The sequence below is a fragment of the Stenotrophomonas sp. YJH_SMC_53 genome, assembly GCF_059369995.1.
In genome coordinates this window covers 79,952-99,418 of record NZ_JCAFTF010000014.1, presented here as the reverse complement: position 1 = coordinate 99,418, position 19,467 = coordinate 79,952, and the positions used below count along the sequence as shown (strand labels likewise).

The window sequence follows — 19,467 nt, the reverse complement described above, 5'->3', positions numbered from 1 at the left end:
GGAGCGAAAAAGCGCTCCCAAATCGCGAGGCTGATCCGATAGTAACGGGCGTTCGCCAAGAATTAAAGCTGTGTTAATGAAGTCTGTGATTTTGGTAAAAACGCGCTTTTCCAAGCCCAATCAACGAGTTGCTGGTATGGTTATGATGATCTGCCTCGTTTGTTAACGCAGAATGATGAAAAAAGTTTCGACTGATATGTATCCCAATATGTCGATACGCTCTGCGGTCGATACCGCTCATGCAAGTGCGAGCCAGGCACGCAGATGCAAAAAAGGCGCCTTTCGGCGCCTTCGGGAATATCGTTGCTGAACCTGATAGGGGATCAGAGATCCTGTTCGTAACGCACGTACGGCACGGTGCCGTCGTCGTTGCTTTCGTTGCGCGGGGAGAATGGATTCTTGCCGCGGCTGATCACATTCTCGGCGCCGACGGTCAGCTGGCCGGACCACGGGGTACGCCAGGTCAGGCCGATGCCCAGGCCTTCCCACTTGCCGGGCTTGCCCGGCACGTCGACCACGCGGCCGATGATGCTGCCGGTGAAGTTGCCGTAACCGGCACCGATGCTCAGGCTCTTGCTGTCCCAGCGATCGACGATGGCCGGCGAAGCGTCGGCCAGCGGTACCAGGCGTGCCTTGGCGTAGGTACCGGCGATGGAGACGAAGCCTTCGCGGCCGATGTTCTTCTGTGCGAACACGGTCAGATCGTTCTGCTCGGCGCGCAGCGAGGGCGTCTTGTTCGGGCCCGCCAACCAGGCGGGCAGGGTTTCACGGCCGGTGCCGGCAGTGATGCCCAGGCGGCTGTTGCCGCGGTTCAGCGCGGCGGTACCACTGAAACGACGGCTGTTCAGATCATCCTCGTCGCCCAGGCTGGCCAGCATGCAATGGCTGGCCAGGCCGCTGATGCTGGTGCCGCTGCTGCTGTTGCAGAGCAGGCCCAGCGAATCGCCGGAGGACAGGCCAAAGGCCGCGTCCAGCGAATTGCGGCCGAAATGCCAGCGGGCGCCGGCTGCCTGTTCGCCGGTCGGCTCCAGGTACAGCAGCGCCTCGACCTTGCCGCTGCCCTTGTTCCATACCGGCAGCACGGTGCGGGTGTCCTTGCTCTGCGCATGCACGCCCGTGATCGCGCCAAGGGCGATCAGCAGGGCCAGCGGTAGACGCAGGAAGGTACGCATCGGACCAGTTCAGACAGGGACGGACAACGGAAGTTCCCGTGGGGACGGGAACTCGATCCTAGGGTGTTTATGAATTCTTAACAAGCCTTGATCCTCCCCAGGTACAAGACTGCCGTTTACTGAAGTCGTTCAGGCGCCGCTACAGCCCCCTGGGCGCCGTGGAACAGTATGCCGAACTCCGTCAATGGAAAGTGATACTCACGCCCGCAGAATTCGCAACGCACCTCGACGGCGCCGGTGGCCTCGGCGGCCGCGCGGGCCTCCTCTTCCCCCAGCGACTGCAGCATGCCGGCCACCCGCTCGCGCGAGCAGGAGCAGGCAAAGGACAGCGGCTTGCCGCCCAGCAGTTCCGGCCGCTCCTCGTGGAACAGGCGGTGCAGCAGCTGCTCGGCCGGGGTCGCCAGCAGTTCGGCCTTGCCCAGGGTTTCGAACAGGGCGCTGGTGCGGGCCCAGCCATCCTCGTCGCCTTCGTCGCCCGGCAGCTTCTGCAGCAGCAGGCCGGCGGCACCGTTGCGGTCGGCGGCCAGCAGCAGGCGGGTCGGCAGCTGCTCCGACTGGCGGAAGTAGTCCTCGAAGGCCTCGTCCAGTTCCGGCGCAGTCAGCGCGACCAGGCTCTGGTAGCGCTGCGGCTCGCGCGGGTCCAAGCCGGGGTTCTCGATGGTGATGGCGAGGATTGCGTCATCACCGAGGCGGGACAGGTCACGCGGTGCGTCGCCACCCTCGCTGAGCTGGGCGATACCGCGCAGGGTTCCGGCGGCGGTGCATTCGGCGAACAGGGTGCGCAGCGCGGTGCTGCTGCGCAACTGCACCGACAGGCGCCCGTCGATCTTGGTGTGGCCGGTGAACAGCGCCGAGGCGACGCAGGCCTCGCCAAGCAGTTCGGCAGCGGCGTCCGGGTAAGCGGCATGGGACAGGATTTCCTGCCAGGTGGCCTGCAGGTGCACATGCACGCCACGCACGCCGGCGTCGGGGAGCAGGAAACGGATCAGGGAATCGGGATTGGCGGTCATCGGCTCACATCGCGCGTAAACGGGGGCGGTTGCCGGATAATGCGCCGACAACCAGACAGAAGAAGGATGCACCAGTAATGGGGGCAGCGGGAGAGCAGCACAAGGTAGAGGCGGTGGTGGCCGCGCCGCGCCGGCGACGCTGGCGCTGGAAGCGGCTGCTGTGGCTGCCGGTGCTGCTGGCCGCCTTCAGCTGCCTGCAGGTGCTGGTGTTGCGGTTCATCGACCCGCCGGTGTCCATGGTGATGCTGTGGCGCTATGGCGAGGCGCTGGGCGAGGCCGACTGGTCCTATCGGCTGCATTACCAGTGGCGCGACCTCGACCAGATGGCGCCGAGCCTGCCGATCTCGCTGGTGGCGGCCGAAGACCAGCGCTTCCCCGACCACAACGGCTTCGACCTGCAGGCCATCGAAAAGGCGCGCGACCACAACGCCAGGGGCGGGCGCCTGCGCGGCGCAAGCACGATCAGCCAGCAGGTGGCCAAGAACCTGTTCCTGTGGCAGGGCCGCAGCTGGGTCCGCAAGGGCCTGGAAGTCTGGTACACGGTGCTGATCGAGGCGCTGTGGCCAAAGGAGCGGATCCTGGAGATGTACGCCAACATTGCCGAATTCGGTGATGGTGTGTATGGCGCGCAAGCGGCAGCGCAGAAATTCTGGGGCAAGGATGCTGCCCGGCTGAGCCCGGCCGAGAGCGCGCGCCTGGCCGCGGTACTGCCGGCACCGCGTCGTTACAACGCGGCAAAGCCTGGGCCGTATGTGCAGCGGCGGGCCGCGTGGATCCAACGCCAGGCGCGCCAGCTGGGTGGTGCGTCCTATCTGTCGGAGGACTGAGCCCGGCGCTGCAATTGGCGAACGACGGGCCGGGCGCGTGCCGGCAACGTACAATCCGGGCATGACCCGCGAACGGCTTACCTTCGTCATCGCCGCCTACAACGAGGCCCTGGCACTGCCGCTGCTGCATCCACGGCTGTGCGCGGTGCTCGACGGCATGCCCGACATCGAAGGTCACATCCTCTATGTGGACGACGGCAGCCATGACCGTACCTGGGAAGTGATCGCCGGGCTGGCCCAGGCCGATGCACGCGTATCGGCGCTGAAGCTGTCGCGCAACTTCGGCAAGGAAGCGGCGCTGACCGCCGGCCTGGATCTGGTGCACGAGGGTGCGGCGATGATCCTCGATGCCGACGGCCAGGACCCGCCGGAGCTGGTGCCGGAGTTCGTCGCGCGCTGGCGCGAAGGTCATGACAACGTCTACGGCACGCGCATGGCCCGCGATGGCGAGGCCTGGATCAAGCGCGCCACGGCAGCGATGTTCTATCGGGTGATGGGCCGCCTGTCGCGGACACCGATTCCGGCCGATACCGGGGACTTCCGCCTGCTGTCACCGCGCGCGCTGAACGCCCTGCGCGGGATGCGCGAGCGCCACCGTTTCATGAAGGGGCTTTTCAGCTGGGTGGGATTCAAGCGGATCGCCGTGCCCTACCACCGCCACGCGCGCGTGGCCGGCACCAGCAAGTTCAGCCTGTGGCGGCTGTGGAATTTCGCCCTCGAAGGCATTACCGGGTTCTCGACCGTGCCGTTGCGGGCGGCGACCTACCTCGGGCTGGCAACCGCGGCCGTCGCTTTCCTGTTCGGCCTGTGGGTGATCGTGAAGGCGGCGCTGTATGGCGACCGGGTGGCGGGTTGGCCGACGATGATGGCGGTGATCCTGTTCCTGGGCGGCGTGCAGCTGATCGCGCTTGGCCTGATCGGCGAGTACCTGGGGCGGCTGTACGAGGAGTCCAAGCAGCGGCCGTTGTACCTGGTTGACGCCTGGCTAGCATCGTCCGTGGCAGACTCGGTCCCGCAACCCACCCTGGGAGGGCAGGCAGATGACCACGGTACGGCAACTGTTGGACGGCAAGTCTCCTGAAGTACACGCGGTCGCGCCGGATGCGGCGGTGATCGATGCGATCCGGTTGATGGCGGAAAAGGGCATCGGTGCGGTGCTGGTGATGGACGGCCCGCGGCTGGTGGGAATCCTGTCCGAGCGTGATTACGCGCGCAAGATCGTGTTGCGTGATCGCTCTTCGCGCGATACGGCGGTGGCAGAGATCATGACGTCGCAGGTGGTGACGGTGTCGCCGGGCGAGCAGGTGGAGCATTGCCTGCAGTTGGTGACCGATTATCGCATCCGCCATCTGCCGGTCGTGGAGGGCGCGCAGGTGCTGGGGGTGATCTCCATCGGCGACCTGGTGAAGTCGGTGATCGATGCGCAGCGGCGGGAGCTGGATCAACTGCAGCAGTACATCGTCGCCGGGTGAGGGTGTCGCTGGCGGGCCTGCGGCCCGCCGGCCCGCTTTTCGAAGCTCAAAGCCACAGCCAAAGCCAAAGCCAAAGCCAAAGCCAAAGCAGCGCCTTCCTGATACGTTGGGAGGCGGAGGGCATGGGCGTGCAGGACACGCCGCAAGTACGTCCCTGTAGGCTCGATGGCGCCATCCATGGCGCCAACGGTCCTGCACGCCCATGCCCTCCGCCTCTGGAACATTTCCGCGAGCGCGGTGCGTACATGCGCTGTGCCTCGCCTTTGGTAGCCGCCAACCTTGGTTGGCAACAGCTTTTGACTTTGCTTTTTTCTTTTTGACTTTGAATTTCGCTCTCGTTCCGCGCGCGCAGGAAACTGTCCGGAGCCGGAGCAAGGCGGCAGGCAGGACCGTGAGGCGCATGGATGCGCCGACCGAGCCTACAGGGACGTATTTACGGCGTGTCCTGCCTGTCGCCTTGCTCCGGCTCTACGCGCGGGAAAAGAGGCGCCGCGAACAACGCTGTAACTCTACTTCGCATACTGCCCACCGCAGTCGGCATCCTTGCCCGGCCCCAGTTCGATCGTCGCCAGCAAGGCCGCCGGCGGGGCGATGCTGCCCAGTGCCAGGGCCACCACTCCGCGGATGCCCAGCGCCTTGAAGTCCGGGCGGAACGACGGGTCCTTGAACGTGCCGGCAATGTGCAGCGGCGAGCGCAGTACCAGGATGCTCCTGTCCTTCGGGCGCGGCTTCAACAGCAGGTCCAGGGTTTCGTCGCGCAGGCTGACGGTGCCTTCGCCGATGAGGATCGTGTCGGTGGTGTCCACCGCCAGCGCCTGGCTGGTCATCAGGCCGTCGCGCACACCGAACTCGGCGAAGGCGCAGCGCAGGGGAATCTGCTTGTCGCCGGTCACCAGGAATTTCAGCGATTCGGTGATATCCAGGCCGGCCAGCTCCATCACCAGGTTGCCGACATGGCCACGGCCCATCGCCAGGCCGACCTTGCCGCTGCTGCTGCCGAGCATCGCGGCGATCGAATTGCCGCGGCCACTCAGGTCCACCTCACCGCCGATGCCGCCCTTGGCCTGTTCGGCCAGTTTGGCATCGGGGAACAGCTGGCCCAGCTGAACGCCGCGCACGCTCGCCTTCAGCGCAGTGCTGATCTGCGGCTGGCGTGCGTCCATGCGGATGGTGCTGCGGATATCGCCGCCGGCGACGCCGAAGTTCAGTGGTGCCAGCCGCAGCACCCCGTCATCCAGCAGCAGATGGGCATCCATGTCGTCCAATGGCAATGACGGTGCGTTGATGCGGTGGGCCTTCCAGCGCACATCGGCATCCATCGCACGCAGCTTGCCGAGGCTGTAGGGCGTGTCCGGAAGCACGCGCGCGCGCGCGGCCACCCGTGCGGCCTCGGCCTTCTGCTCCGCATTGGCGGTTTCGCCGCCGCCGGTCTTCGGCGGCGCGCCGACGAAGCCGGCCAGGTCATCGAAGTCCAGGCGCTTGGATTCCAGCGTCGCGGTCAGCCGCGGACGGTCGCGGCCCACCTCGAACTGAAGACTGCCACCGAGGTCGCTGTCGCCCACCTTGCCGGTGAAACCGTCGTAACGCCAGAGGTCGTGGTCGCGTTTCAGGCGTCCGTTCAGCGCGTAGGGCGGGGACGGTGGAATGGCGATGCCGAGCAATGGGTAGAGATCGGCCAGGTCCTGGCCACTGAGTGCGAACTGCAGGTCGAACACGCGCAGCTGGAACGGATTGGTCAGCGTGCCGCTGGCCACCGCGTGGGTGGCGCCGGCGCGTCCGTCGAGGTGGATGCGGAACGGGTGGTCGCTGTTGGTCAGTTCCAGCGGTGATTCGGTTCCGCCCTGCAGGGTGAACGGGTTTCCCTGCCAGTGGCCCTTGCCCTGCACCAGCAGCGGCGGCGAGGCATCGGCCTGCTTCGGCTGGCCGCTGCGCACGCCCACGCGGATATCAGTACGGCCCGGTGCGTCGAGGAACTGCAGCCGGCCGTCGTCGATGCGCAGGCGCTTGAGCTGCGGGCTGGTGCCGCCAGCGCTGTCACCGAGGAAGTCCCAGTTGCCCGGTTCGCCCTTGCGAGGGGCGGTTTCCAGCAGCACGTCCGGTCGGGTCAGGCGCACTTCCGGCAGCTGCACGCTGCCGCGCAGCAGGGGCCACACGCGCACATCGATCTCGACGCGGTCGGCCGAGGCCATGTTCGGCTGCCTGGCCCAACCGGCATTGGCGAAGGTGATCGCATCGGCACGGATGGTGCTGGTCCGGCCGAGGTCGACATCCAGATGGCCGATGTGCAGTGCGCGGCCGGTACGGGCCTGCACGGCGCGCTCGACCGGGCCCTTGAACCAGTTCCAGTCCCACAGTGCGATCAGTACCAGGATCGCCGCGAGCAGGAAGATCAGCAGCGTCAGCCAGCGCCGGCCTCGCGGGCCGGGGCTGCGCAGGCGCCAGCGGTTCGTGCGCTTTGTGGCAGGGGAGGCGGCGGCATTCACGCTGCCATGGTTGCCCCCTCATCGTGGACGGGGCGCGAAGCGTCCATGTGCGCGGCGTGCACGCGCCACGCACGGGCCGGTGCTACAGCACCTGCATGGTGACCGCGACGAAGTGGCAGACGCTGCCACCGATGACGAACAGGTGCCAGATCGCATGCGAATAGGGAATCGATTCGCGGTGGTAGAAATAGGTGCCCAGCGTGTAGGACAGGCCGCCGGCCAGCAGCCAGCCCAGCGTCCAGCCGTCGATCGAGGCCAGCATCGGCTTGACCGCCACGATCACCAGCCAGCCCATGGCCACGTAGATGGCAGTGGACAGGCGCTTGAAGCGACCGGTGTAGAACAGCTTGAACACCACGCCGGCCAGGGCCAGGGTCCAGATCGCGGCGAACAGGCCCCAGCCCCACGGGCCGCGCAGGCCGATCAGGGTGAATGGGGTATAGGTGCCGGCGATCAGTACGTAGATCGCACAGTGGTCGAACACTTTGAGCCGGCCCTTGGCGACCGGGTGCTGGATGGCGTGGTACAGGGTGGACGCGGTGTACAGCAGCAGCAGCGCGATGCCGAACACGATGGCGCCGGCCAGCTGCCAGCCATCGCTGTAGATTGCGGCCAGGGTGATCAGCACCGCGCCGGCGCCCAAGGCGAGCACGGCACCGAGGCCATGGGTCAGGGCGCTGGCGATTTCTTCGCGGATCGAAGCAACGGAAGTCGTGGACATGGCGTAGGCATCGTTCGCGGGGAGGGGGACCCGCACCCCCCTATCATCGCCGCGATGGGCGGCACGTGCACGCCCGTCACCGTATGGTCGATGAATTGCCGGCCTGCGCCGGGTCCATGGTAGATCCACGCCATGCGTGGATGAACGCCCGGCACTGCAGGGGTCAGAGCCCTTTCCTGCGGAAAGGGATCCGACCCCGTGGCATCAGCCTGCCGAAACGGTGTGCGCCGCTTCGCGTGTGGCCGAGAAACGCACATCCGGCGAGCGTTCCTGGGCCAGCTGCAGGTTGACCCGGGTCGGAGCGAGGTAGACCAGGTGGCCGGCCGCATCCAGCGCCAGGTTGAGCGCGTTCTTCTCGCGGAACTCTTCCAGCTTCTTCTCGTTGCTGCAGTGGACCCAGCGCGCAGTGGTCACGCTGACCGGCTCGAAGGTGGCTTCCACACCGTACTCGTCCTTCAGGCGGTAGGCGGCCACGTCGAACTGCAGCACGCCGACGGCACCCAGGATCAGGTCGTTGCTGGTCAGCGGGCGGAAGAACTGGGTCGCGCCTTCCTCGGACAGCTGGGCCAGGCCCTTCTGCAGCTGCTTGAGCTTGAGCGGATCACGCAGGCGTGCGCGGCGGAACAGTTCCGGGGCGAAGTTGGGAATGCCGGTGAAGGTCACCGCTTCGCCTTCGGTGAAGGTATCGCCGATGGAGATGGTGCCGTGGTTGTGGATGCCGATCACATCGCCGGGCCACGCTTCGGCCGCGATCTCGCGGTCGCTGGCCATGAAGGTCAGCGCGTTGGCCAGCTTCATTTCCTTGCCGGTGCGCACGTGGAAGGTCTTCATGCCGGCGCTGAAACGGCCCGAACAGACCCGCATGAATGCCACGCGGTCACGGTGCTGCGGGTCCATGTTGGCCTGGATCTTGAACACGAAGCCGGTCAGCTTGTTCTCTTCCGGTGCGATTTCGCGGCCGGTGGTGGTTCGCGCCTGCGGCGACGGTGCATGCTCGACGAAAAAGTCCAGCAGCGGCTGCACGCCGAAGTTGTTCACGCCCGAGCCGAAGAACACCGGGGTCTGCTTGCCGGCGCGGTAAGCGTCCAGATCGAACGGATGGCTGGCGCCCTGCACCAGTTCCAGTTCGTCGCGCAGGTCGGCCAGCATCTGTGCACCGATCTTCTCGGCCAGGCCGGGCGCATCGATGGACGGGAAGATGGTCGAGTCCTGGCGGGTGAAGTTGCGACCCGGTTCGTACAGGTGCACCTCGCCGGTCAGCAGGTGAACCACGCCCTTCAGGCGCTGGCCCATGCCGATCGGCCAGGTGACCGGCGCGCACTGGATGCCGAGCACGGTCTCCACTTCATCCAGCAGCTCGATCGGGTCCTTGCCCTCGCGGTCGAGCTTGTTGATGAAGGTCATGATCGGGGTGTCGCGCAGGCGGCACACCTCCATCAGCTTGATGGTGCGCTCTTCCACGCCCTTGGCTACGTCGATCACCATCAGGGCCGAGTCCACTGCGGTCAGCACGCGGTAGGTGTCCTCGCCGAAGTCGGCGTGGCCAGGGGTGTCGAGCAGGTTGACGATCTTGCCTTCGTACGGGAACTGCATCACCGAGGAGGTGACGGAGATGCCGCGTTCCTTTTCCAGCGCCATCCAGTCGGAGGTGGCGTGGCGGGCGGCCTTGCGGCCCTTGACCGAACCGGCCATCTGGATCGCGCCTCCGAACAGCAGCAGCTTTTCGGTCAGCGTGGTCTTGCCGGCGTCAGGGTGGGAAATGATGGCGAAGGTGCGGCGACGCGACGCTTCGATGGCGACTTCGGACATGGCAGTGGCGCCCGCCCGGGGCGCTTTTCAAAGAGATAAGCGCCCGATTATACCGGCCGGGGCCGGTCAGCGCCCGATACCGCCGTCGGCCTCGCCGTGGCGGGCGAACTGCAGCTGGCCCTGCCCGGCGAAGATGCGCACCGGCACCGAGCGCAGGCCCATGCCGCGGTTGACCTGCACCACGAAGTGCAGGTGCGGCGCAGTGCTGTAGCCGCTGTTGCCGGACAGGCCGATCGGTTGTCCGGCTCCCACCGCCTGGCCGCGGCGCACGCGCATGCCGCCGGCCTGGAGGTGGCCGTACAGGGCCATGCTGCCGTCGCTGTGCAGCACGCGGACGAAATTGGCACGGGCACCATCGCGCTCGCGGTCCTGGCCGTTGCCACGGAAGCCATCCTGGATCTGCATCACCGTGCCCTCGCGCGCGGCCAGCACCAGGGTGCCCTCCGGCAGTGCGAAGTCGACCGCGTCGCGGTTCTCCTCGTCGTCATGGCTGAATCGCCCCTGCGGCGCCTGGTCCACACGCAGGCGGGCCGCATCGAACGGCAGGCGATAGCCGACATCTTCGGCCTGTGCGGCAGGGTTGCCCGGCACCGACTGCAGGCGCAGATCCAGCAGGCGGCCATCGATCGGGGCGGGCAGGTGGCCGACCACCAGGCTGCTGTCGCCCTGGATCAGCGACTCGACCGGGAGGCCTTCGACCGGGTGTCCGGGGGCGGCGCGCAGCTGGATCTGCAGCGGCCCTGCCAGCCCGTTGTCGATCCGCGCCTGCCATTGCGTACCGACCGGCTGCAGGCGCAACCGGGCCATGGGGGCGGCGCCCTCGGCACTGCCTGCGCGGGTGGCAGGCGCGGAAGGGGGAGCCAGTCCCCAGCCCTGGCGCCAGTCGCCGGCGTGTGCGGTCGCGCTCGCCAGCAGAGGCAACAGCAGGCAGGACAGGGGCAGGCGCGGCATCGGCGTTTCCAGCGAGAGGACCGCCGGGACTGTACCCGATCCTGAACGGGGCGACCGGGACGGCCCTCGCAGACTGATTCTGGAAATATCTATCGCTTTATCCGCATGAAGGGATTGACAGTGCCGGAAAGGGCTGGCATCGTGGCTCCACCATCGAGACCGGCAGAGGGACAGGCCCTTTGAAGCCGGGGCAGCCCGCAGGCGCGCTAGCGTCTGCGTAGGTGCCAAATCCTGCGGGGACCGTGGCGTCCACCGAAAGATGGTTCGAACCATGCACCCCACGTGCATCTCGAACGCGGGCCCGCGAAGGCTCGATGGCCGATTCCCCAACCGGATCCCGCCATGAGCTTCGCTGCCAGTACCGCCATTCGCCCCGAGCCCTTCGTCCCCGTCAGCGTGCCGGTCGCAGACCGCGTGCACGCCGAGCGCGGTGAGTTCGCCGCGGTGCTGTCGATGCGCCATGCAGGCCCCAGCCCGGTGCGCCTGCGCTATGAGTGGGTGGGCCCGGCCAACGCGCCGGTGGTGGTGCTGGCCGGTGGCATTTCCGCCCATCGCCACGTGGCGTCCAACGCACAGTTCAGCGAGAAGGGCTGGGCCGAAGCGCTTGTGGGTACCGGCCGCGCGCTCGACCCGCAGCAGCTGCGCGTGCTGGCCTTCGATTTCATCGGTGCCGACGGTGCACTGGATGTGCCGATCGATACTGCCGACCAGGCCGATGCGCTGGCGCTGCTGCTGGACCATCTCGGCATCCGCACGCTGAAGGCCTTCGTCGGCTATTCGTATGGCGCGCTGGTCGGCCAGCAGTTCGCGATCCGTCACCGCGCCCGCGTGCGCCAACTGGTGCTGGCCAGCGGCGCGCACCGCCCGCATCCCTATGCCGCCGCGTGGCGCGCGCTGCAGCGCCGCGCGGTTGCGCTGGGCCAGCTGCAGTGCGGCGAAGACCACGGCCTGGCCCTGGCCCGGCAGTTCGCCATGCTCAGCTACCGCACCCCGGAAGAATTCGGCGAGCGCTTCGACGCTGCCCCGGAGGTCATCAATGGCCGCGTGCGCGTGGCCGCCGAAGACTACCTCGACGCCGCCGGCGCGCAGTACGTCGCGCGCACGCCGGTGACCGCCTACCTGCGCCTGTCCGAATCGATCGACCTGCACCGTGTCGACCCCGCCGCGATCCTGCCGCCGACCGTGGTGGTGGCCGTGGAGGGCGACCGCCTGGTGCCGCTGGCCGACCTGGTCGGCCTGGTCGAAGGGCTGGGCCCGCGCGGCAGCCTGCGCGTGCTGCGTTCGCCCTATGGCCACGACGCCTTCCTCAAAGAAACCGATCGCATCGACGCGATCCTCGCCACCGCCTTCCGCACCTCTGGAGAGTCCGCATGAGCCTGCACGCCAACGAGCCGTCCTGTAGTCGCACCACTGCCGCCGTCCGTGCGGGCATCGATCGGGACACCGCGCATGGCGCGGTCACGCCGCCGATCGTGCTGTCGTCGAACTTCAGCTTCGAAGGCTTCGGCAACAAGCGCCAGTACGACTACACGCGCAGTGGCAACCCGACCCGCGACCTGCTGGGTGAGGCGTTGGCGGAACTGGAAGGGGGCGTCGGTGGTGTGGTCACCGCCACCGGCATGGGCGCGATCAACCTGGTGCTGAACGCACTGCTGCAGCCGGGCGATACCCTGGTGGTGCCGCACGATGCGTACGGTGGCAGCTGGCGCCTGTTCAATGCGCTGGCCCGGAAGGGCCACTTTGAACTGGTCACCGCCGACCTGACCGATCCACGCGCACTGGCACAAGCGTTGGCCACCCAGCCGAAGCTGGTGCTGGTGGAAACGCCGTCCAACCCGCTGCTGCGCATCACCGACCTGCGCTTCGTCATCGATGCCGCGCACAAGGCCGGCGCACTCGTGGTGGTCGACAACACGTTCCTGTCACCAGCGCTGCAGCAACCGCTGTCGTTCGGTGCGGACCTGGTGCTGCATTCCACCACGAAGTACATCAACGGCCACAGCGATGTGGTGGGCGGGGCAGTGGTCGCGCGTGATCCGGCAGTGCACGAGCAGCTGGTGTGGTGGGGCAACGCGCTGGGCCTGACGGGTTCACCGTTCGATGCCTTCCTGACCCTGCGTGGCCTGCGCACGCTGGATGCGCGCCTGCGCGTGCACCAGGAAAATACCGCCGCGATCGTTGCCCTGCTGGACCAGCATCCGGCGGTCGGCACGGTGTACTACCCGGGCCTGGCCGAACATCCCGGCCATGCCATCGCGGCGCGCCAGCAGAGCGGTTTCGGCGCGATGCTGTCGTTCGAGCTTGCGCACTGCGCCGGTGAAGATCCGCACGCGGCAGTGCGCGCATTCGTGGATGGCCTGCGCTGCTTCACCCTGGCCGAATCGCTGGGCGGCGTCGAAAGCCTGATCGCGCATCCGGCGACCATGACCCATGCGGCGATGACCGCCGAAGCACGCGCAGCGGCCGGTATCAGCGAAGGGCTGCTGCGTCTGTCGGTCGGCATCGAGGCCGAGCGCGACCTGCTGGCCGATCTCGGTGCCGCGCTGCAGCGCGCCGAAGTCGTGATCGATGCGGCCGCACGCCGCAAACAGGTGGTGGATGCATGAGCGCACTCGCTGCTGAAATTCCAGCGCTGGGCGCGGGACGCCTGGCGCTGCTCGGTACTGGCACAGTCGGCTCGGCCTTCGTGCAGCGCTACCAGACGCTGCAGGCTCGCGGGCTGGAACTGCCGAGCGTGCAATGGCTTGCCAACTCGCGCACTGCGCTGGAGATCGATCGTGACCTGGCGTTGCCGCTGGAACTGGCGCGACGTGCGCCACGCGATGGCCAGAGTTCGCCGGCGTGGGCCAGCACCGAAGGGCTGGAGCGTGGCGATGTGGTGGTCGATGCCACCGCCAGCGAAGACGTGGCCGCACGTCACGTGCAGTGGCTGGCGCGCGGCGTGCATGTGGTGACAGCCAACAAGCTGGGCCGTGGTGCGCAGCTGTCACGCGCGCAGGCCATTGCAGACAGCTGTGCCGACAGTGGTGCGCGCTATGGTGACAGCGCCACCGTCGGTGCCGGGCTGCCGCTGCTGAGCAGCCTGCGCGCACTGGTGGCCGGTGGTGATCACATCCATGCCATCGAGGGCGTGCTGTCCGGTTCGCTGGCGTGGCTGTTCCATCGCTATGACGGCAAGTCGCCGTTCTCGGCGGCGGTGCGCGAGGCGCTGGCGGCCGGCTACACCGAGCCGGATCCGCGACTTGACCTGTCCGGCGAGGACGTGCGCCGCAAGCTGCTGATCCTGGCCCGCAGCAGCGGGCTGGCGCTGGATGCTTCGCAGGTGCAGGTGGACTCACTGGTACCTGAAACGCTGGCCGCGTTGCCGCTGGAGGGCGCAGTGGCTGCGCTGGAGCAGCTGGATGCGCCGCTGCAGGCGCGTTGGCGGCGGGCACGCGAAAACGGCCGCGTGTTGCGTTTCGTCGGCCGTGTTGACGGTGGGGGTGCGCAGGTGGGCCTGCGCGAGCTGCCGGCCGATCACCCGTTGGCGCAGGGTGCGGGGACCGACAATCGCGTCGCCATCCACAGTGATCGCTACCGTCGCCAGCCGCTGTTGATCCAGGGCCCGGGTGCGGGCGCGGAAGTCACCGCCGCCGCGTTGCTGGATGACGTGCTGCGGATCGTCGGCTGATCGCACAGTTCTTGTAGAGCCGAGCCCATGCTCGGCTGCTCCTGACAGAATCCCCATCCTGTCGCATGAGCCGAGCGTGGGCTCGGCTCTACAGGGGCGCCCGGCCGGTCAGCGTGACTTCAAGGACTTCAGCAACGCGGCGTTGAACTGCTTCGGGTCCTGCACCTGCGGCGAATGGCCCAGTTCGGCGAACTCGACCAGCGTCGCGCCGGGAATCGCTGCGGCCGCCGCCTTGCCGAGCGCTGGATAGTTGCCCAGCGTCGCCTTCACCGCAGCCGGCGCCAGGTCGCGGCCGATCGCGGTGCGGTCCTTCTGGCCGATGAACAGCGTGGTCGGCACCTGCAGGTTCTTCAGTTCGTAGACCACCGGCTGGTTGAACACCATGTCCGAGGCCAGCGCCTGGCTCCATGCAACGGCCTGCTTGCCGGGCCCTTCGTACATGCCTGACTGCATCCGCGCCCAGGGTTCGTAGGCCGGCTTCCATTTGCCGTCGTAGTACACATCCAGCTGGTAGCGGCGGATGCTGTCGTAGCTGATGTTCATTTCACCGGCATACCACGCGTCGACGCTGCGCCAGGGCACGCCCAGCGCCTTCCAGTCTTCCAGTCCGATCGGGTTGACCAGCGACAGGCTGCGCAGGTCCTGCGGGTACATCAGCGCGTAGCGCACGGCCAGCATGCCGCCCATCGAATGCCCGACCAGGTGCACCGGCACGTCGCCCAGTTGCAGCTGCTGCAGCAGGGCATGGGTATTGGCTGCCAGCTGTGCGAACGTGTACTGGTAGCGCTCGGGCTTGCTGGATTTGCAGAAGCCGACCTGGTCCGGAGCGATCACCCGATAGCCGGCGGCAACCAGGGGCTTGATCGATTCCTTCCAGGTGGCCGCGCAGAAATTCTTGCCATGCAGCAGCACCACCACGCCGATGGGCGACTTCTTCGGCGCGATGTCCAGGTAGGCCATCTCCAGCGGCTGCCACTGCGATTCCAGCGCGAAGGTCTTGACCGGATAGCCGTAATCGAAGCCCTCAAGCCGCGGCCCGTAGGTGGGCGTGGCCAGGGCGGGCAGCGGAAGGCAGGCAAGCAGGGCGGCAATCAACATGCGCATGGCGATCTCCTTGGGACAGGATGTGGTGACGGCCTGATCGCACGCCACAGGTAGAGCACTGTGCATTGAGACTGGTCCTAGCTGCATGTGGAAAGCAAGTGTCTACGATCAAGCCCGCGTCATCTTCGGCGAGAGGCCATGAGGAAAACAGTGGACGTGTTGCTGCGTGTTGTTGTGCTGGAGGAAGAGGCAATTGCCCGCGAGCGCGTCCTGGTGCCGCGCCTGCTCGCGCAGGGATTCGATGTGGCGGGCTGTGCGTGCATGCGGGAAATCGATGAGCTGATGGCCCGTTGGTTGCCCGATATCGTGGTGATGGGCGTCGACCTGGAAGACGGCGATGGATTTGCAGTGGTGCAGGGGCTGAGATGGCGACATCCTGCAATCGGTCTTGTGGTCCTGACCGGGCGCCAGGGGCGCATGGATCAGGTCCGCGGGTTGGTACACGGCGCCGATGCCTATCTGGCCAGGCCTGTCGACATGGACGTTCTTGCCGCAACGCTGCTCAGCCTCGGGCGGCGGCTGCTGCATCGCGGGCCGGCTGCCTGCGGGCCGGGGCAATGGCGGCTGGACTGTGGCGCATGGAAGCTGCTTTCCCCGAAGGGCGACGACATTGCGCTCAGCCGCAATGAACGCGCCACCCTGCAATGCCTGTTTGAATCCTCCGGTGCTGTTGTTTCGCGCGAGCGGCTGATCGCTGCGTTGACACCGGACGTCTTCAACTTTGATCCGCACCGGCTCGACTCCTTGATAAGCCGATTGCGCCGGAAGGTGCTGCGGAACAGTGGCGAGCCGCTGCCGCTGTCTACCGTGCACGGCGAGGGCTACGTCCTTCTGGTGTCCTGACCCCGCGTTCTGGGCTCTTGTTGTTGGCCACCGCAATGCTGCTTGGTGAAGAAGGGGTGAGGAACCGGTGAGCCGGCGTGCGTGACCCATCGCTGTGCAGCTTCTACGTTTGCCGGGCGCAAGTGCGGCGCCTGAGGTGGAGGCGCGACTGCGCATGTCCTTCCTCTGCAGCCAGGCCGGCACGGCCGCTGGCAGAGGAGCCATTGCTGTGGGGTCAAGAGAGAGACTGCATGAACAGGATTTTCCGTCGGGTCTGGAACAAGGTGTCGGGCAGATGGGTGGTTGTCTCCGAGTTGGCGCGGCGTCAAGGCGCTGGAGGCAGTCGCCACTTGCCTCGGATTCTGGTCGCGTGCGCGCTGCTGCCTGCATCCGCACTGGCCGTGCCGCCCGATGCAGGCATCGATGGCAAGGATGGTGTTGCGCTGGGCCAGCGTGCCGAAGCGCTGGGAGATGGAGCAACGGCGTTGGGCGCGGATAGTCTCGCAGAGGGCGACGCCAGCATCGCCATTGGCGAAGCCAGCCATGCCAGGGACGAGGGGGCCATCGCGATCGGACAAGGAGCACTGGCACAGGAAGCCTCCAGCGTGGCACTGGGAGACGGAGCGCTGGCCGATGGTGAGGCGAGCCTTGCTCTGGGGTCTGCCGCATCGGCGATAGGCACCAGTGCGGTGGCCGTTGGCTATGGTGCGTCAGCACTGTCCGCGTCCGCGGTCGCCCTAGGTGAATCCAGCTTCGCCGGTGCTGCCGGTGCCGCCGCGCTGGGTGCGCTGTCGAGTGCCAGCGGCTACGTCAGCCTCGCCGCAGGCGCGGAAGCAAGCGCCATAGGCAATCATTCGTTGGCATTGGGGCACGTGGCGCTTAGTGCGGGGCCTTTCAGCGCCGCACTCGGATGGTCGGCGAGCAGCCTGGGGGACTACTCACTGGCGCTTGGCGCTGCGTCCACTGCGGTCGGTGATGGCTCCGTGGCAGCGGGCATGGGAGCAATCGCGAGCGGGTGGCGAGGTGTGGCTGTGGGCTACGTCGCTCAAGCGGACGGCGCTGGCAGCATTGCCATTGGCGGGCGCTATGCCTGCAGCTTCTGCCTGGCCTATGTCACCGAGGCACAGGGTGACAACAGCATGGCGGTAGGGGCTGGGGCCCGTTCCGTTGGTAGCGGTTCGGTCGCATTGGGGGCACATTCGACCGCCCAGGAGGATGAGGCGGTCGCCATCGGGCATCAGGCGCGGTCCGATGGAATGCGGGGCATTGCCATGGGGGCAGGCGCGGAAGTCGGCGCGGAAGCGAGCGAGAGCATTGCGCTGGGCGTGGCTGCGTTTGGTGGCGGCGAGGGCGCGTTGGCGCTGGGCAGCCAGGCCAGTGCCGAGGGCATCGGCAGCATCGCCGGCGGCTACCAGTCAGGTGCCTATGGCGATGCGGCCGTGGCGATGGGCATGCAGGCACTGGCAGTGTCGGACGGCGCCGTGGGTATTGGCGGCAGCAGTACCGCCAGCGGCCTGAACGGTGTTGCGGTGGGGCAGGGAAGCAGCACCACGGCCGACTTCGCTACGGCGGTGGGCGGCACCTATCTGGGCCCGATACGCGACGAGCCCGTAGCGCGTGTCACTCATGCTGGCGGAGAGGGCGCTGCTGCATTTGGTGCAGGTGCGCGTGCCGACGGTGCCTACTCGCTTGCGGTGGGTGCGGGGTCCAGCGCCAAAGCGACGCAGAGCACGGCGATTGGTTTCGGCGCGGAGGCGACAAGCAGCCGCACGCTCGCCGTCGGTACCTACAGCCGGGCGGTGGGCCCGTGGAGTACCGCCGTTGGTTACGGTGCGCTGGCCAGCAACGATTCTGCGCAAGCATTTGGCTGGGACGCGAAAGCCCAGGGAACGTTGTCGACTGCTGTCGGTTACGCAGCAAGCGCGTCGGCCAGCGAATCGATGGCATTGGGCGCTCGCAGCCAGGCCAACCAGTACGCCGCGCTGGCTATCGGTCCCTTTGCAGAAGCAGGGTGGCGCGCTTCGGCCATCGGCATGTACAGCGCGGCACCCGGCGACGATGCAGTGGCGATGGGTGTTGGCTCCAAGGCCCAGGCCAAGCGGGCGGTCGCAGTGGGCAACGAAGCAATCGCAAAGGCTGGCGGCAGTATTGCATTGGGCTACGGCTCGGTAGCTGATCGCGCTGACACTCTTTCCATCGGGCGTGCTGGAAGCGAGCGGCAGTTGGCGCACGTTGCCGACGGCACTGCAGGTACCGATGCGGTCAACAAGCGCCAGCTTGATGATGCCATTGCGCTGGTAGGGGATGGCGGTGCCCTGGCGGTGCGATATGACAGCACCGACATGGACAGCGTCAGCTTCGCAGGCGCCGATGGCACCCGTCTTCGCAACCTCAAAGCGGGTGTCCAGCGCAGTGACGCGGTCAATGTCGACCAGCTGGAAGGCGTTGCACGTGCTCTCGGTGGCGGTGCGGGCCTGGGAGGGGATGGCCTGATGATCGGCCCGGTCTACACCGTGCAGGGTGTGCGCTACGGCAACGTAGGGGGAGCTCTGGGCGCCCTGGACAGCGCCCTGGGGTCGCTCAGGGCTCGGGTCGGCAGCCTGGAGTCGGGCGGAACCGATCCCGGTGACGGTGGGATCGGCCTGCCGCCGCCCTCCGGCGGGGGCGACGGACTTGCCGTCGGCAAAGGTTCCGGCGCGAAGGACAGCAACGATACGGCGATCGGCCACGGCGCGAGTGTGGAGGCATCCAACAGCACCGCGTTGGGCAGCAACAGCCGAGTGTCGTCCGTCGCCGAGGATGCCGTGGCCGTGGGTGCCGACAGCCGTGTTACCGCCAGAGGCGCGAGCGCTGTGGGACAGAATGCGTCTGCGACAGCCGAAGGTGCCGTAGCCATAGGCCAGGACTCCGTTGCAGACGAAGCGAATACGGTCTCGATTGGCAGCGCCGGCAACGAACGTCGGCTGACCCAGGTCGCCACTGGCATCCGGGATACCGATGCCGCCAATGTTGGCCAAGTGAAGGATGCCAGCCAGCAGACCCTGAGATCGGCCAAGGACTATACCGATGCGCGCTTCAACGCGATGGATGATCGCTTCAGCGAGGTCACCCGCGAAATCGGGCAGCGGTTGGGCAGGCAGGACCGGCGTATTGATCGGCAGGGGGCGATGAGCTCGGCAATGCTGAACATGGCCGTGAATACGGCCGGCGGCCGTAGCGAACGTGGCCGCCTTGGTGTAGGCGCGGGCTGGCAGAGCGGCCAGAAGGCCCTGTCCATTGGATATGGAAAACAGCTCGGTGCACGCGCAAGTTTCAGCCTGGGAGGAGCGTTCAGTGGCAATGAACGTTCTGCGGGTATGGGCTTTGGGATCGATCTGTAGTCCGCGTTGCATCTGCCGGGCGGCCCAGGCTGGCCGGCATGGGTTT

General features: G+C 67.0%; 15 protein-coding genes and 1 riboswitch. Of the genes, 8 read left to right on the top strand and 7 right to left on the bottom strand.

Features of this window, described 5'->3' with window-relative positions:
- Window positions 1–323 precede the first annotated feature (323 nt).
- Together AC5P7X_RS18375 and hslO are read right to left on the bottom strand one after the other, a co-directional pair.
- On the bottom strand, window positions 324–1,172 hold the full coding sequence (locus AC5P7X_RS18375) for an XOO1806 family protein (RefSeq protein WP_005418409.1): 849 nt from the start codon (window positions 1,170–1,172) through the stop codon (window positions 324–326).
- Between the two features lie 116 nt (window positions 1,173–1,288).
- On the bottom strand, window positions 1,289–2,182 hold the full coding sequence (gene hslO / locus AC5P7X_RS18370) for an Hsp33 family molecular chaperone HslO (RefSeq protein ID WP_053499600.1): 894 nt from the start codon (window positions 2,180–2,182) through the stop codon (window positions 1,289–1,291).
- 77 nt (window positions 2,183–2,259) lie between these two features.
- Here hslO and mtgA point away from each other — a divergent pair, with 77 nt between their 5' ends.
- The 3 genes from mtgA (at window position 2,260) to AC5P7X_RS18355 (ending at window position 4,481) form a co-directional block, all read left to right on the top strand.
- Window positions 2,260–3,009: a monofunctional biosynthetic peptidoglycan transglycosylase gene (mtgA, locus tag AC5P7X_RS18365; protein ID WP_329843208.1), complete on the top strand. Its 750-nt coding sequence runs from the start codon at window positions 2,260–2,262 to the stop codon at window positions 3,007–3,009.
- A 61-nt stretch (window positions 3,010–3,070) separates the two neighbouring features.
- Entirely contained in the window at window positions 3,071–4,090 is a 1,020-nt protein-coding gene (locus tag AC5P7X_RS18360) for a glycosyltransferase family 2 protein (protein WP_053499604.1), read from the top strand.
- Window positions 4,050–4,481 carry a CBS domain-containing protein gene (locus tag AC5P7X_RS18355; protein ID WP_005418405.1) on the top strand — a complete coding sequence of 144 codons (432 nt, stop codon included), beginning with the start codon at window positions 4,050–4,052 and terminating at the stop codon, window positions 4,479–4,481. The genes AC5P7X_RS18360 and AC5P7X_RS18355 overlap by 41 nt, the downstream gene beginning before the upstream one ends.
- A gap of 509 nt (window positions 4,482–4,990) precedes the next feature.
- Here the strand turns inward: AC5P7X_RS18355 and AC5P7X_RS18350 are convergent.
- From AC5P7X_RS18350 to AC5P7X_RS18335, 4 genes are all read right to left on the bottom strand, one after another.
- Complete coding sequence (locus tag AC5P7X_RS18350; protein WP_329843207.1) at window positions 4,991–6,964, bottom strand: AsmA family protein; 1,974 nt, start codon at window positions 6,962–6,964, stop codon at window positions 4,991–4,993.
- Window positions 6,965–7,046: 82 nt separating this feature from the next.
- Window positions 7,047–7,685, bottom strand: a complete 639-nt coding sequence (gene trhA, locus AC5P7X_RS18345; RefSeq protein ID WP_005418403.1) for a PAQR family membrane homeostasis protein TrhA — start codon at window positions 7,683–7,685, stop codon at window positions 7,047–7,049.
- Between the two features lie 204 nt (window positions 7,686–7,889).
- Window positions 7,890–9,494 carry a peptide chain release factor 3 gene (locus tag AC5P7X_RS18340; RefSeq protein WP_053499606.1) on the bottom strand — a complete coding sequence of 535 codons (1,605 nt, stop codon included), beginning with the start codon at window positions 9,492–9,494 and terminating at the stop codon, window positions 7,890–7,892.
- A 66-nt stretch (window positions 9,495–9,560) separates the two neighbouring features.
- A complete protein-coding gene (locus AC5P7X_RS18335) occupies window positions 9,561–10,445 on the bottom strand; it encodes a M23 family metallopeptidase (protein WP_053499608.1) in 885 nt (294 codons plus the stop codon).
- A 147-nt stretch (window positions 10,446–10,592) separates the two neighbouring features.
- A riboswitch (SAM riboswitch) is annotated at window positions 10,593–10,711 on the top strand.
- A gap of 76 nt (window positions 10,712–10,787) precedes the next feature.
- Here AC5P7X_RS18335 and metX point away from each other — a divergent pair.
- Genes metX through AC5P7X_RS18320 form a run of 3 tightly spaced genes read left to right on the top strand, consistent with a single transcriptional unit; the run spans window position 10,788 to window position 14,115 of the window.
- The gene (metX, locus tag AC5P7X_RS18330; RefSeq protein ID WP_005418400.1) at window positions 10,788–11,819 is read left to right on the top strand and encodes a homoserine O-succinyltransferase MetX; all 1,032 of its coding nucleotides are present in this window, start codon (window positions 10,788–10,790) and stop codon (window positions 11,817–11,819) included.
- Window positions 11,816–13,051 carry an O-succinylhomoserine (thiol)-lyase gene (locus AC5P7X_RS18325; RefSeq protein ID WP_171957562.1) on the top strand — a complete coding sequence of 412 codons (1,236 nt, stop codon included), beginning with the start codon at window positions 11,816–11,818 and terminating at the stop codon, window positions 13,049–13,051. Before metX ends, AC5P7X_RS18325 begins: the two co-directional genes overlap by 4 nt.
- Entirely contained in the window at window positions 13,048–14,115 is a 1,068-nt protein-coding gene (locus AC5P7X_RS18320) for a homoserine dehydrogenase family protein (protein WP_206620453.1), read from the top strand. Before AC5P7X_RS18325 ends, AC5P7X_RS18320 begins: the two co-directional genes overlap by 4 nt.
- 108 nt (window positions 14,116–14,223) lie before the next feature.
- On the opposite strand, the gene AC5P7X_RS18315 is transcribed toward AC5P7X_RS18320, so the two are convergent.
- Entirely contained in the window at window positions 14,224–15,219 is a 996-nt protein-coding gene (locus AC5P7X_RS18315; RefSeq protein WP_329843205.1) for an alpha/beta fold hydrolase, read from the bottom strand.
- A gap of 150 nt (window positions 15,220–15,369) precedes the next feature.
- Here AC5P7X_RS18315 and AC5P7X_RS18310 point away from each other — a divergent pair, with 150 nt between their 5' ends.
- Together AC5P7X_RS18310 and AC5P7X_RS18305 are read left to right on the top strand one after the other, a co-directional pair.
- A complete protein-coding gene (locus AC5P7X_RS18310) occupies window positions 15,370–16,062 on the top strand; it encodes a response regulator transcription factor (protein ID WP_329843204.1) in 693 nt (230 codons plus the stop codon).
- A 230-nt stretch (window positions 16,063–16,292) separates the two neighbouring features.
- Window positions 16,293–19,421, top strand: coding sequence for an ESPR-type extended signal peptide-containing protein (locus tag AC5P7X_RS18305; RefSeq protein ID WP_329843203.1), 3,129 nt, complete (start codon window positions 16,293–16,295; stop codon window positions 19,419–19,421).
- Window positions 19,422–19,467: the final 46 nt, after the last annotated feature.